The sequence below is a fragment of the Nocardioides sp. genome, from assembly GCF_030150155.1.
GTDB lineage: Bacteria > Actinomycetota > Actinomycetes > Propionibacteriales > Nocardioidaceae > Nocardioides.
Map to the genome: position 1 here is coordinate 18866 of NZ_JASLGR010000016.1, position 13818 is coordinate 32683.

Here is a 13818-nt window from a genome sequence, read left to right on the forward strand (position 1 = left end):
CGCGTGACGGTCACGACCCGGTCGACCACGGCCGCCTCCGGTGGCGCTGGGCGCTTCCGGCAGTTCCGTGACTCCCTCGACGAGCGCGACAAGCGGTCCCTGATCGCGATGGCGACCGTGATCGTGGTGCTGCACGTGGTCGGCTTCGGGGTGCTGCTCGGCCTGGTCGTGCCCGGGCACTACCACCTCGGCGGCGACCACCCGGTCTTCTCCGTCGGAGTCGGCATCCTGGCCTACACCTTCGGTCTGCGGCACGCCTTCGACGCCGACCACATCGCCGCCGTCGACAACACCACCCGCAAGCTGATCTCCGACAGCCTCACCGCCCAGGTCGAGGGCCGGGAGCCGGGACCCAAGCCGCTCGCCGTCGGCTTCTGGTTCTCCCTGGGACACTCCACGATCGTCTTCACGCTCTCGTTCCTCTTCGCGCTCGGCTTCCGCTCCCTGGTCGGCCCCGTCGCCGACGACTCCTCGACCCTGCACACCCTCACCTCGGTGATCGGGCCGTCGGTCTCCGGACTCTTCCTGTGGGTGCTCGGCCTGCTCAACCTGGTAGCCCTGCTGGGCATCCTCAAGGTCTTCGGCGACATGCGCACCGGGCGCTACAGCGAGGCGGAGCTGGAGCGGCACCTGGACTCGCGCGGCTTCATGAACCGCTTCCTCGGCGGCCTGACCAAGACGGTCCGCAAGCCGTGGCAGATCTACCCGATCGGGGTGCTGTTCGGCCTCGGCTTCGACACCGCCACCGAGGTCGGCCTGCTGGTGATGGCCGGGGGAGCAGCAGCGTTCCACCTGCCGTTCTACGCGATCCTGGTGCTGCCGGTCCTCTTCGCCGCCGCGATGTGCCTGATGGACACCATCGACGGCGTCTTCATGAACTCCGCCTACGACTGGGCCTTCGCCCGGCCGGTGCGCAAGGTCTTCTACAACCTCACCATCACCACGATCTCGGTACTGGTCGCCCTCGTGATCGGGACGATCGAGCTGGTCGGCGTGCTGGCCGACCGCTTCGACATCACCACCGGCCCACTGGGCTGGATCGCCCGGATCAACCTCGACTACGCGGGCTATGCGATCGTCGGCCTCTTCGTCCTCACCTGGGCCGTCGCGATCGCGATCTGGCGTCTCGGGCGGGTCGAGGAGCGATGGTCGGCGCATCTGAGCGAGTGACCGCCGAGGCTTGGCGCTGCGGCTGCCTGCCGTTCACCTGAGCGCACCGCGCCGGACGTGTGACCTCGGCAGCCTCGGCGCGTGTCGTCGAGCCTGCTTCGCCTGATCGGCGCGGGCCTGGCCGCCTGGGTGGTGGTGAGCACCGCCGTCGTGCCTGCCCATGCGCACCCCTTCGGGCCGCCGCAGACCGTCACGATCAGTGCAGCGTCCGACGGTGCCGCGGGCTTCGTACGGGTGCGGTGGTCGCCGGGAGCCGTCGACGATCTCGCCTTGCTGTGGCGCCACCTCCGTGAGGGGTCGGTGTCGGCCGCGGAGCTGGCCGACCCGTCGGCGATCTCGCTGAGCGACTCCGCCGCGGCGGCTCGGGCGCTGCGCGCCGACCCGGCCTTCGCCGCCTACCTGGCCGACCACATCGACGTCACCGCCGCCGGACACCCGTGTACGTCGTCCCTGGAGCCGATCTCCAGCCTCCCGCGCGAGGGCGCCACGCTGGCGTTCGACTGCGGGACGTCGGTGGCCGAGGCGGAGGTACGGGTCAGCACCCTGACCGACCTCCACCCGGCGTACCGCGCCTTCGCGACCGGTCCGGGTGGCGCCAAGGCGGTCTACGACGGCGACCATCCCGTGCACCGCTGGTCGTTGGACGCTGCCGGCTCCGTCCCGGAGTCGGCCGGCCGGAGCGCACTGCTCCAGCTCTCTGTCACCGGGGTCGGCCTGGTGGCCGGCTCCGCCCTCCTCGTCGGCGTGCGTCGCCGACGTACCCGAAAGGAAGCCCGCCCGTGAGCGCGCTCAGCCCGACCCTCGTCCGTCCCGATCTCGCGGTGCCCGCTGCCGGGCTGCCGGCGGGGTTGCCTGCGGGGCTGCCTGCCGGGATCCCGGGGGCCACCGAGCTCGGCGACCGGATGGTCAACCTGATCAGTGCGCCGGGGTTCATCCCGTTCGCGATCGCGCTCGCCTTCGCTGCCGGTGCCGCCCATGCGGTCGCCCCCGGGCACGGCAAGACGCTGGCGGCGGCGTACCTCGTCGGGGGAGAGGGGAGGGTGAAGGACGCGGCCGGGCTCGGCCTGAGCGTGGCGCTGATGCACACCCTGTCGGTGCTGGTGATCGCGGTGCTGTGGACGTTCTTCTCGCTCTCGGACCTGGTCACCCTGCAGTCGCTGACGACCGGGATCCAGCTGGTCGCCGGCGTGCTCACCATCGGTCTGGGGATCTGGCTGATCAGGCGGCATCTGGCGCGGCGGCGGGCCGGGCTGGTGGGCCACGGACACGGACACGGACACGGACATGGCCTCGGGCATGGACATGGGCATGGGCATGGCCACGGTCACGGGCACGAGGGCGGGATCGCGGCGAGCAAGCCCGGCCTGCTCCTGCTCGGGATGTCCGGCGGTCTGACCCCGTCGCCGTCGGCGTTCCTGCTGCTGGTGACGGGCTTCTTCACCGGCCACTCCGGCCTCGCCCTGATCCTGGTGCTGTGCTTCGGGCTGGGGATGGCGGTGGTGCTGTTCGCCGTCGGCCTGCTCGCCCTCGGCGGTCGCAACCTCGTCACCCGGTACGCCGGCACCGGCGTCCTGATCCGCCGGATCAGCACCATCACCCCGATCCTCGCAGGCCTCGGCGTGACGATCCTCGGCGTAGGCCTCAGCTCCGCAGCCGTCACATCCCTCACCGGCGCCTAGCCGACTTCCGGCTTCACCCCCGCCGACTTCCGGGTTCACCACGCGCGACTTCCGGGTTCGCCACGCGCGAGTTCCGGGTTCGCCACGCGCGAGTTCCGGGTTCGCCACGGTCGAGTTCCGGATTGCTCACATGGTCGTACGTCGGGCAGTGGGTCGATCCCGTTCCTGTGCCCGATCCGGGAGACACGCCGAAGGTGTCGGCGTGTTGCGGCCCGAGCACGCACGAACGGACCCGCTGGTGGTGAACCCGGATCTGGGCGGTGGTGAACCCGGATCTGGGCGGTGGTGAACCCGGATCTGGGCGGTGGTGGACCCGGATCTCGCGCGTGGTGAACCCGGAAGTGGGCTAGATCCAGCGACTGAACCAGATCCGCTGGAGCCATTCCTGATGGGTCAGCAGCCCGTTGGTGTAGATCGGCCAGAACCAGGCGAAGTTGGCGACGACGGCGATCACGAACGTGCCGGCGATCGCCGTACCGATGATGCGACGGCGGCCGGAGCGGGCGGGGCCGATCAGATGCCCGATGCCCAGAGCGAGAGCGACGACGGTGAACGGGAGCGCCACGATCGCGTAGTAGCTGAAGATCGGTCGGTCGTCGTACAGGAACCACGGCAGCCAGCTGGCGGCGACGCCCACCACCGCGACGCCGAAGCGCCAGTCGCGTTTGACCACCCACATCACGACGGCGAAGAGCAGTCCGACCACGCCGCCCCACCACAGCGCCGGCGTGCCCAGCAGCAGCACCTGGCGCAGGCAGTCGGGGTTCGCGTCGGCCGGACAGGTCTGGTCGCCGCTGACGGCGCCGGGCTTGATCCCGGTGTCGGCCGCGACGCCGACCGGACGGTTGAGGATCAGCCAGCCCGATGGCTTCGAGGCGTAGGTGTGGGTCGCGCAGTTGAGGAAGTGGGTGTGGAAGGTCTGCACGTCGCGGTGGTAGTAGTACAGGCTGCGCAGGTCCTGCACGACGCCGGCGACACCGCTCTTGTCGGGCTCGGTCGCGGTGGGCCACTTCTTGGTGTTGTCGGGATCGGTGGCGACCCAGGTCTCGCCGTCGCACTTCCCGTGGCCGGTGTAGTGCGTGTACTGCGTGGAGGACAGGTTCTTCACGTAGACGTCGGCGTGCGCCAGCCAGCCACCCCAGCTGGCGACGTACACGAAGGCCGCGACCACGACGAGGTGGAAGAAGGCCGGGATGCCGTCGGCGATCACGGACTTGGGCAGCGCCCACCGTACGCCGAACGAGCGGCGGGCCCCGGCACTCCACAGCCACACCAGGATCCCGAAGGCGGCCAGCGGGACCAGGGCGGTCCACTTGGTGCCGATCGCGAGCCCCCACAGCAGGCCGGAGGCCAGCAGCCACGGCCGCCACAGCACGCGCGGGCCCCAGCCGGTGGCGGGGCCGTGCAGGCGGGTGGCCAGCCGGTTGCGGTACCAGTCCCGGTCGGCGACCAGGCAGCTCACCGCGGAGAGGGTGAACAGCGCGACGAAGATGTCGAGCAGGGCCAGCCGTGACAGCACGAACTCGAGGCCGTCGAAGCAGAGCAGCACACCGGCGACGCAGCCGAGCAGGGTCGAGCCGGAGAGCCGGCGGACCAGCCGGATCAGGACCATGATGAGCAGCGCGCCGGCGATCGCCGAGGAGATCCGCCATCCGGTCGGGTCCATCCCGAAGACCTTCTCGCCCAGCGCGATCATCCATTTGCCGACCTCGGGGTGGACGATCATCTCCGGGGTGTCCTTGAAGATCCCGGTGGTGGTGCCGTCGAGGATCTTCTGGTTCGCGCCGTCGACGTAATCACGGGCGTAGCCGAAGTGAAGCAGCGACCAGGCGTCCTTGGCGTAGTACGTCTCGTCGAACTCGAACTCGCGCGGCGTACCGAGGTGCCACAGCCGCATCACGAACGCGAAGGCGGTGACCAGGATGGTGGCGCACCAGCCGACGACGGCGTCGTGGCCGGCGATCGCGCTGCGGGCCCGCTGCCAGGCGTTGGGGACGGGGTCCCCGTCGCCCGGGCTGCCCAGACCCCGGGTGCGGGAGATCGGCTCGTGCGGCTCGCCATCGATCAGCAGGGTCACGGATGCCAGCGTACGGCGTGCCGACGGACCCACGCTGCACCTGCGCGCAGGAGTGACCTGTGAGACGGCCCCGGGCCGAACACGGCACCCCGCAAGGACCGGACGCGTGGCGGTCAGTGGGAGGATCAGGGGGTGAGCGCAGAGGTAGGGGTCCTGGTCCTGGCGGCCACACCGATCGGGCGGATCGAGGACGCGCCGCCGCGGCTGGCGACCGAGATCGCCGCCGCGGACGTGATCGCCGCTGAGGACACCCGCCGGTTCAAGCGGCTGGTCTCCGAGCTCGGCGTCGAGCTGCGCGGACGGGTGGTCTCCTACTTCGAGGGCAACGAGGTGGGTCGGACCCCGCAGCTGCTGGAGTGGCTGCTCGCCGGGGAGCGGGTCGTGCTCGTCACCGACGCCGGGATGCCGTCGGTCTCCGACCCGGGCTACCGGCTGGTGGCCGCGGCGGTGGAGGCCGACGTGACCATCACCGCGGTGCCCGGCCCGAGCGCGGTGCTCACCGCCCTGGCCGTCAGCGGCCTGCCGGTGGACCGGTTCTGCTTCGAGGGCTTCCTGCCGCGCAAGGCAGGCGAGCGGTCCCGGCGGCTGGCAGGCCTGGCCACCGAGGAGCGGACGATGGTCTTCTTCGAGGCGCCGCACCGCACTCTGGCTGCCCTGGAGGCGATGGCCGAGGGGTTCGGGCAGGAACGTTCGGCGGCAGTCTGCCGGGAGCTGACCAAGACCCACGAGGAGGTCATCCGCGGTTCACTGGCCGAGCTGGTGGCGTGGGCCGGCGGCGAGGTACGGGGCGAGATCACCATCGTCGTCACGGGCTATCAGCCGGGCGAGATCGACGCCTCGCCGGAGGCGCTGCTGGCGCTCGTCGGTGACCTGGAGGCCGACGGGATGACCCGCAAGGAGGCCATCGTGGCGGCGGCCAAGCAGGCCGGCGTGCCCAAGCGCGAGGTCTACGACCTGGTGCACAAGAAGGAGAGCTGATGAGCTTCCCGCCGATCCCCGAGGCGCTGCCGCACCCGGTCGTCGACAACCACTGCCACCTCGACATCGAGCGCAACGGCGACCACCTGGAGGTCGCCGAGGCGCTCGCCACCGCCGCGTCGGTCGGCGTCACCCGCTTCGTCCAGGTCGGCTGCGACCTGGCCTCCTCGCGCTGGGCGGTCGAGGCGGCGGCGACGTACCCGCAGATGATCGCGGCGGTCGCGCTGCACCCCAACGAGGCACCCGCGCTGGGCGCGGGCCTGGATGCGGCGCTGGACGAGATCGAGGCCCTGGCGGCCGCCCACGACCGGGTCCGCGCCGTGGGGGAGACCGGGCTGGACTTCTTCAGGACCGGGCCTGAGGGGATCGACGCCCAGACGCACAGCTTCCGGCGCCACATCGACATCGCCAAGCGGCACGACCGCACCCTGCAGATCCACGACCGGGAGGCGCACCAGCAGATCCTGGAGTGCCTCGACGCCGAGGGGCTGCCCGATCGCTGGGTGATGCACTGCTTCTCCGGCGACGCCGACTTCGCCCGACAGTGCCTGGACCGGGGTGCGTACCTCTCCTTCGCGGGCACGGTGACGTTCAAGAACGCCCCCGAGCTGCGCGAGGCGCTGGCGATCGCCCCGCTGGACCGGATCCTGGTCGAGACCGACGCGCCGTTCCTGACGCCGGCGCCGCACCGGGGTGCGACGAACAGTCCGTACCTGATCCCGACCACGCTGCGGGTGATGGCCGAGACCCGGGGGATGGACCTGGGTGACCTGTGTGCCGCGGTCGACGCGAACACCTCGGCTGCCTTCGGCGGCACCTGGTAGCCGAGATCCGGGTTCGCCACCGTCGAGATCCGGGTTCACCACCTCCCAGATCCGGGTTCGCCACCGTCGAGATCCGGTTTCGCTACACCCGCACCGACCCCGCGCGCGAACCGAAGGACCCCTGAAATCGTGTGGGATAGGTCACATTTTCCGCCTGAGTGGGGGCTGTGGGTTTGATTTCGGGCAGATCGTCACGTTCGGTGGGGTGTCATGTTCACACGCACCCAGCGCCGAGCCGCGATCGCAGCCACGGGACTCACCCTCGGGGCGGTCACCGTCGGAGTGCTCGTATCGCAGCAGTCGACGCCTGCGGAGATCACCGCTGACGCCGCCTCCCTGAGCTCGGCGACGACGACCCCGAGCACCGCGTCGAGCTCGACCTCGACCACCCGCGACGACGAGCTCTCGCGCTCGATGAGCCGCCGCGCACCGCTCGCCACCCAGACCGTCGGAGCGGTCACCTCCCAGCGGGTCTTCAACGCCGACGGGCAGCGCACCTGGCGCCAGCTCGAGCTGCACTCCATCATCGAGCGCACCGAGGCCGTCGCCTACGACACGGTGAAGAAGAGCTCCTCGACCCTGTACGTCGGCGAGACGAAGGTGTCCCGTGCCGGTGTCGCCGGCTCGCGCCTGGCGACGTACGACGTCACGCGTCGCGCCGGGAAGGTCACCGACCGCACCCTGCTGCGTGCCGCGCTCAAGCGCAAGGCGGTCGACAAGATCGTGCTGGTCGGCACCAAGGAGCGTCCGGCGCCGGTCGTCGACACCTCGGCCAACTCGGGTAGCACGGGCAGCTCGGGCGGCTCCGGCAGCGTCTCCGGCGGCAGCACCTGGGACCGTCTGGCCCAGTGCGAGGCCGGCGGCAACTGGCACATCAACACCGGCAACGGCTACTACGGCGGCCTCCAGTTCAACCTCGGCACCTGGCGTGCCAACGGTGGCTCGGGTCGCCCCGACCAGGCCAGCCGTGAGGAGCAGATCCGGATCGCGACCAAGGTCCGCGACGCCTCGGGCGGCTACGGCGCCTGGCCCGGCTGCGCCGCGAAGCTCGGCCTTCCGCGTTGAGCCGATAACCTGGCCCGCATGTCTGCGCCGCGTCTGTTGGGTCCCACCGAGGTGCGGGCGCTCGCGGCCGAGCTGGATCTGCGACCGACGAAGCAGAAGGGTCAGAACTTCGTCATCGACCCGAACACGGTCCGCAAGATCGTCCGCGAGGCGGGCATCGACGAGACCGACGTGGTGGTCGAGGTCGGCCCCGGGCTCGGCTCGCTGACGCTGGCGATCCTGGAGTCCGGCGCGCGGGTCACGGCGATCGAGATCGACGAGCTGCTCGCCGGCCGGCTGCCCCGCACGATCGCGGAGCTCGCCCCCGACCAGGCCGACCGGTTCCAGCTCGTCCTCTCCGACGCGCTCAAGGTGACCGAGCTGCCCGACCCGGCACCGACCGCCCTGGTCGCCAACCTGCCCTACAACGTCTCGGTGCCGGTCCTGCTGCACCTGATGGAGCTGCTGCCGAGCCTGCGCAAGGGGCTGGTGATGGTCCAGGCCGAGGTCGCCGACCGGCTCGCCGCCGCGCCCGGGTCGAAGGTCTACGGCGTGCCGTCGGTCAAGGCCGCCTGGTACGCCGACGTGCGCAAGGCCGGGGCGATCGGCCGCAACGTTTTCTGGCCCGCCCCCAACGTCGACTCCGGCCTGGTGGCCTGGACGCACCACGCACCGCCGACCACGCGGGTCAGCCGCGAGCAGGTCTTCGCCCTGATCGACGCCGCCTTCGCCCAGCGCCGCAAGGCGCTGCGGGGCGTGCTCAAGGGCGCGGGCGTCACCTCCGACCACCTGGAGGCGGCCGGGATCGACCCGCTCGCCCGGGGGGAGTCGCTGACGATCGAGGACTTCGTCCGTCTCGCCGAGGCCGTCGCCTGATGAGTCTGGCTCCGACCTCCGAGGGCGTCGCCGTCACCGTCCGGGCCCCGGCCAAGATCAACCTGCACCTGGGGGTCGGGCCGGTCCGCGCCGACGGGTTCCATCCGCTGGTGACCGTCTATCAGGCGATCGGGCTGTACGACGACGTGACGGCCACCCCCGCAGCGCCCGGTGCGGCGTGGACGATCCACACCGTCGCCGACGCCCACATCGACCTGGCCACGGTCCCGACCGACGCCGACAACATCGCGATCCGTGCCGGCCGGGCGCTGGTCGCCCACCACGGCCGCCCCGACCTGGCCGCGCACCTGGAGATCCACAAGGGGATCCCGGTCGCCGGTGGGATGGCCGGCGGCTCCGCCGACGCAGCCGCGGCCCTGGTCGCGATCGACCGGCTCTTCGACCTCCAGACCAGTGACGACGACCTGCTCGCGCTCGCCGCCGACCTGGGCAGCGATGTGCCGTTCGCCCTGATCGGCGCCACCGCGCTGGGCACCGGCCGTGGCGAGCTGGTCGACCCGGTCGCCGACGCCAGCACCCTGTGGTGGCTGGTCGTGCCGCACGAGGTGGGCCTGTCCACGCCGGTGGTCTACCGGCACTTCGACACGATGGCCGAGGCCGGCATGCTCTCCCCGGTCCCGCCGGTGGTGCCCGAGCCGCTGCTGGCGGCGCTGGCCGACGGCGATGCTGCAGGAGTGGCGGCCGCGCTGCACAACGACCTGGCGGTGCCGGCGTACGACCTGCGGCCGGATCTGGTGGCGTTGCGCGATCAGATCGTCGAGGTCGCGCGTCCTGACGCCGTCCTGCTGTCGGGGTCGGGCCCGACCCTGCTGGCGCTGGTCTCCGGTGTCGAGGCGGCCCGTGCCGCCGCCTCGCGTCTGACCGAGGCCGGTATCACTCATTGGCTCGCACCGGCTCCGGTCGCGGGCGCTCACGTGGTGGAGATCCTCTAGTGGCCAATCTGCTCAACCTGGAGCACGTCTCGAAGTCGTACGGCATCAGGCCGCTGCTCGACGACGTCTCGCTCGGCGTCAACCTCGGCGACCGGATCGGGATCGTCGGGCGCAACGGCGACGGCAAGACCACCCTGCTCGAGGTGATGAGCGGGATCGAGGAGCCCGATCGGGGCCGGGTCTCGCAGCAGCGCGGCCTGCTGCTGGGCTACCTGCACCAGGGCGACCAGCTCGACGACACCCACAGCGTTCGCGAGGCGGTGCTCGGCGGTCGCGACGACCACGAGTGGGCCGCCGACGGCCGCACCCGCGAGGTGGTCGAGGTGCTGCTCGCCGGGATCGGCCTGGACCGGGTGGTCGAGGGGCTCTCGGGTGGCGAGCGCCGTCGGTGCGCCCTGGCGCAGCTGCTGCTCGGTGACCAGGACCTGCTGATCCTCGACGAGCCGACCAACCACCTCGACGTCGAGGCGGTCGCCTGGCTGGCCGAGCACCTCTCCAAGCGGGCCTCGGCGCTGGTGGTCGTGACCCACGATCGGTGGTTCCTCGACGCGGTGTGCCAGTGGACCTGGGAGGTGCACGACGGTGTCGTCGACGTCTACGAGGGCGGGTACGCCGCCTTCGTGCTGGCCAAGGCCGAGCGTGCCCGTCAGGCCGCCGCGTCGGAGGCGCGTCGGCAGAACCTGATGCGCAAGGAGCTGGCCTGGCTGCGCCGCGGAGCGCCGGCCCGGACCTCGAAGCCGAAGTTCAGGATCGACGCCGCCAACGCCCTGATCGAGAACGAGCCGCCGCCGCGCGACCGGCTGGAGCTGGAGCGGTTCGCCACCCAGCGGTTGGGCAAGGACGTGATCGACGTCGAGGACGTCGACGTCTTCCGCGGCGAGCGGCAGCTGCTCGACCACGCCACCTGGCGGATCGGTCCGGGGGACCGGATCGGGATCGTCGGCGTCAACGGCGCGGGCAAGACCTCGATGCTCGCGGTGCTCGACGGCACCCTGGCCCCGCGGGTGGGCACGGTGAAGACCGGTCGGACGGTCGCGTTGGCGCACCTGACCCAGCAGCTCGACATCGTCGACCCCGACAAGCGGGTGCTCGACGCGGTCGAGGAGATCCGTCGGGTGAACAAGACCGCCGACGGCCGTGAGATCAGCGCGACCTCCCTGCTGGAGCGGTTCGGCTTCACCGGCGACAAGCTGACCACCCGGATCGGTGACCTCTCCGGTGGTGAGCGGCGCCGGTTCCAGCTGCTGCGGCTGCTGCTCGACGAGCCGAACGTGCTGCTCCTGGACGAGCCGACCAACGACCTCGACATCGACACCCTGACGGTGCTGGAGGACTTCCTCGACGGCTGGCCGGGCACCCTGATCGTGGTCTCCCACGACCGGTACTTCCTGGAGCGGGTGACCGACTCGATCTGGGCGCTGATGGGCAACGGGCAGATCCAGATGCTGCCGCGTGGGGTGGATGAGTATCTGGAGAAGCGCGCCGCCGCCGCGACTTCCGGGTTCACCACCCCCGAGACCCGGGTTTCCCACAGCCCAGTTCCGGGTTCCTCACCGACCTCCGTGGCGAACCCGGAAGTCGAGCGTGGCGAAGCCGGATCTCGGCGGGCGAAGGCGGGCTCGGCCGAGGAGCGCGAGGCGAAGAAGACCATCGCCCGCGTCGACCGCCGCCTGGCCAAGATCGCCGAGGCCGAGGCGGCACTGCACGTCCAGCTCGAGGCCCACAGCGCCGACTACGAGCGCCTCGCGGACCTGGGTGCCCAGCTGCAGACCCTGATGGAGGAGAAGGACGAGCTCGAGCTGGAGTGGCTCGAGGCCTCGGAGATCCTGGAGTGAACTCCCGTCGAGCCCGCCCTGAACAGTGCCGCCGCCGTCGTGGCCCGAGCACCGCAGGGGCTAGGCTCGCCGGGTGATGCCGACCCGCGGCGCGCATGGACCTCAGGAGCCGATCATCGACCTCTCGATTGTGATCCCCGCGAAGGACGAGGCCGCCAGCCTCGCCGGCCTGATGGAGGAGATCGCGGGGGTGATGACCCACGTCGATCGGATCGCCGAGTACGAGGTCATCCTGGTCGACGACGGCAGCACGGACGGCACCTGGGCCGCGATCGAGGCGGCCTGTCAGCGGTTCGGCCAGGTGCGCGGCGTACGGCTGCGCACGAACATGGGCAAGGCCGAGGCGCTCGCCGTCGGCCTGAGCGAGGCCTGCGGGCGGATCATCGCGACGATGGACGCCGACGGACAGGACGACCCCGCCGAGCTGCCGCACCTGCTGGCCAAGCTCGACGAGGGGTTCGACCTGGTCACGGGCTACAAGAAGGTGCGCAAGGACCCGCTGCACAAGCGGCTGCCCTCGAAGGTCTTCAACCGCGCCACCGGCGTCGTCACCGGCCTCAAGCTCAACGACCACAACAGCGGGCTCCGGGTCGGGTACGCCGAGATCTACGACATCGTCCCGCTGTACGGCGAGCTGCACCGTTACGTCCCCGCGCTGGCCCACGCCAACGGGTTCAAGGTCACCGAGCTCGCGGTCAACCACCGGCCGCGGCTGCACGGTCACTCCAAGTACGGCTGGGAGCGCTACACCCGCGGTGCGCTCGACCTGCTCACCGTCGTCTCGATCACGCGCTACGACCGGCGCCCCTCGCACCTCTTCGGCGGGTTCGGGCTGCTGTTCGGCTTCATCGGCACCCTGATCCTGCTCTACCTGACCGGGGTCTGGCTCTTCACCGACCACGCCATCGGGACCCGGCCGCTGCTCCAGCTCGGCATCCTGCTCGACATCCTGGCCGTGCAGCTGCTGGGGATGGGCCTGATCGCGGAGCTGGTGATCAACCGCACCGACGACCGTCGCTCGACGGCGACGCCGGTGACGTCCTACGTCAACCGCGCTCCGGCGGTGTCGGGCTCACTCCCCGGCGCTGAACGGGATCAGCAGGCGGCGCAGTAGCCCCGCGAGCTCGTCGGCCTGCTCGGCGCTGAGCCCCGCCATGAAGGCGTGCTCGGCGTCGACCAGCCGGGTGAAGGCGGCGTCGACGGCGCTCTTGCCCTCCGGGGTGAGCCGGACCAGCACGCCGCGGCGATCCTCGGGATCGGGGTAGCGCTCCACGAAGCCGCGCGCCGCCAGTCGGTCGACCCGGTTCGTCATCGTGCCCGAGGTCACCAGGGTCTCGCGCAGGAGGCGGCCGGGCGAGAGCTCGTACGGCGACCCGGCACGTCGCAGCGCGGCGAGGACGTCGAACTCCCAGGCCTCGACGCCGTTGGCAGCGAAGGCCTCACGCCGGGCGAGGTCGAGGTGACGCGACAGCCGCGAGAGCCGGGAGAAGACCGCGACGGGGGAGAGGTCGAGGTCGGGCCGTTCGCGCGCCCACGCCTCAGCCAGCTCGTCGACCTCGTCTCGCATGGCTCCAGCATACGGCGAATCGAGATTCTTGATGTCGAGAAAGCCGGATGGCGGGAGGGGCGATGGGTGATCGGCGGGGGGCCGCACGGGTGATCGGCGGTGCTGGCGTGGCGGGGGAGCAGGGGCCACGGGGCTGGTGAGCAGTGGTTACTCGTGAGTAATATCGAGCGCATGATGAACATCGGCACCCTGTGGCAGCGCACCACCACCCTCCCCGTGGTCGGCGAGCGGTTCGGCAAGAAGGCGTTCTCCGTGCTGTACAGCCAGGTGGCGCCGTACTTCTCCTCGATCGGCGCGACCGTCACCGTGCTCGAGCCGAACCATGCCGAGCTGGTCATCCGCGACCGCCGCAAGGTGCACAACCACATCGGCACCGTGCATGCGATCGCGCTGTGCAACGGTCTGGAGATGGCGATGGGCGCCCTGGCCGAGGTCACTGTGCCCTCGACCAAGCGCTGGATCCCCAAGGGCATGACCGTGGCGTACACCGCGAAGGCGGCGGGCAACGTCACCTGCATCGCCGAGACCGACCAGGTGCAGTGGGACGAGGCCGAGGGCGACCTGCCGGTGCGGGTGCGCGGCGAGCTGGCCGATGGGACCGTCGTGATCGACGGAACGATCAACCTCTGGGTGACGACCAAGAAGTCGAAGGGCTGATCCGCGGGTCGGCGTACGGCCACGCTGGTGGCGAACCCGGAAGTCGCCGGTGGCGAACCCGGATCTCGGCGGTGGCGAACCCGGAAGTCGGCGGTGGCGAACCCGGAAGTCGGCGAAAGTAAAACCTGAGGCGAAATCTGAGACCGCCAACGAATCAC

General features: G+C 70.9%; 13 protein-coding genes. 11 read left to right on the forward strand and 2 right to left on the reverse strand.

The annotated features are described in order from the left end of the window. Positions 1-3 precede the first annotated feature (3 nt). The 3 genes from Q1V88_RS03295 (at position 4) to Q1V88_RS03305 (ending at position 2849) form a co-directional block, all read left to right on the forward strand. Positions 4-1170, forward strand: a complete 1167-nt coding sequence (locus Q1V88_RS03295; protein WP_300677840.1) for a HoxN/HupN/NixA family nickel/cobalt transporter — start codon at positions 4-6, stop codon at positions 1168-1170. An 81-nt stretch (positions 1171-1251) separates the two neighbouring features. After that, positions 1252-1953 (forward strand): hypothetical protein, encoded by a 702-nt coding sequence (locus Q1V88_RS03300; protein ID WP_300677841.1) that lies wholly within the window; start codon positions 1252-1254, stop codon positions 1951-1953. Continuing rightward, a complete protein-coding gene (locus tag Q1V88_RS03305) occupies positions 1950-2849 on the forward strand; it encodes a cobalt transporter (protein ID WP_300677844.1) in 900 nt (299 codons plus the stop codon). The genes Q1V88_RS03300 and Q1V88_RS03305 overlap by 4 nt, the downstream gene beginning before the upstream one ends. Positions 2850-3195: 346 nt before the next feature. Here Q1V88_RS03305 and Q1V88_RS03310 read toward each other — a convergent pair whose 3' ends face one another. Beyond that, positions 3196-4926: a phospholipid carrier-dependent glycosyltransferase gene (locus tag Q1V88_RS03310; RefSeq protein ID WP_300677846.1), complete on the reverse strand. Its 1731-nt coding sequence runs from the start codon at positions 4924-4926 to the stop codon at positions 3196-3198. Between the two features lie 132 nt (positions 4927-5058). Between Q1V88_RS03310 and rsmI the strand changes: the two genes are divergently transcribed. The 7 genes from rsmI to Q1V88_RS03345 all read left to right on the forward strand — a co-directional run bounded on the left by rsmI (position 5059) and on the right by Q1V88_RS03345 (position 12550). Further along, positions 5059-5904, forward strand: coding sequence for a 16S rRNA (cytidine(1402)-2'-O)-methyltransferase (gene rsmI, locus Q1V88_RS03315; RefSeq protein WP_300677849.1), 846 nt, complete (start codon positions 5059-5061; stop codon positions 5902-5904). Beyond that, positions 5904-6728: a TatD family hydrolase gene (locus Q1V88_RS03320; protein WP_300677852.1), complete on the forward strand. Its 825-nt coding sequence runs from the start codon at positions 5904-5906 to the stop codon at positions 6726-6728. The genes rsmI and Q1V88_RS03320 overlap by 1 nt, the downstream gene beginning before the upstream one ends. Before the next feature lie 210 nt (positions 6729-6938). Continuing rightward, on the forward strand, positions 6939-7793 hold the full coding sequence (locus Q1V88_RS03325; protein ID WP_300677855.1) for a resuscitation-promoting factor: 855 nt from the start codon (positions 6939-6941) through the stop codon (positions 7791-7793). A gap of 18 nt (positions 7794-7811) precedes the next feature. Beyond that, positions 7812-8648, forward strand: a complete 837-nt coding sequence (rsmA, locus tag Q1V88_RS03330) for a 16S rRNA (adenine(1518)-N(6)/adenine(1519)-N(6))-dimethyltransferase RsmA (protein ID WP_300677858.1) — start codon at positions 7812-7814, stop codon at positions 8646-8648. Further along, positions 8648-9601 carry a 4-(cytidine 5'-diphospho)-2-C-methyl-D-erythritol kinase gene (locus Q1V88_RS03335; protein ID WP_300677860.1) on the forward strand — a complete coding sequence of 318 codons (954 nt, stop codon included), beginning with the start codon at positions 8648-8650 and terminating at the stop codon, positions 9599-9601. The genes rsmA and Q1V88_RS03335 overlap by 1 nt, the downstream gene beginning before the upstream one ends. Further along, complete coding sequence (locus Q1V88_RS03340) at positions 9601-11436, forward strand: ABC-F family ATP-binding cassette domain-containing protein (protein WP_300677863.1); 1836 nt, start codon at positions 9601-9603, stop codon at positions 11434-11436. The genes Q1V88_RS03335 and Q1V88_RS03340 overlap by 1 nt, the downstream gene beginning before the upstream one ends. A 76-nt stretch (positions 11437-11512) precedes the next feature. Next, positions 11513-12550: a glycosyltransferase family 2 protein gene (locus tag Q1V88_RS03345; RefSeq protein WP_300678230.1), complete on the forward strand. Its 1038-nt coding sequence runs from the start codon at positions 11513-11515 to the stop codon at positions 12548-12550. On the opposite strand, the gene Q1V88_RS03350 is transcribed toward Q1V88_RS03345, so the two are convergent. Further along, a complete protein-coding gene (locus Q1V88_RS03350) occupies positions 12509-13003 on the reverse strand; it encodes a MarR family transcriptional regulator (RefSeq protein ID WP_300677866.1) in 495 nt (164 codons plus the stop codon). The genes Q1V88_RS03345 and Q1V88_RS03350 overlap by 42 nt on opposite strands. A 171-nt stretch (positions 13004-13174) precedes the next feature. Here Q1V88_RS03350 and Q1V88_RS03355 point away from each other — a divergent pair, with 171 nt between their 5' ends. Then, positions 13175-13660 carry a hotdog fold domain-containing protein gene (locus Q1V88_RS03355; RefSeq protein WP_366914060.1) on the forward strand — a complete coding sequence of 162 codons (486 nt, stop codon included), beginning with the start codon at positions 13175-13177 and terminating at the stop codon, positions 13658-13660. The last annotated feature ends 158 nt before the right edge of the window (positions 13661-13818 follow it).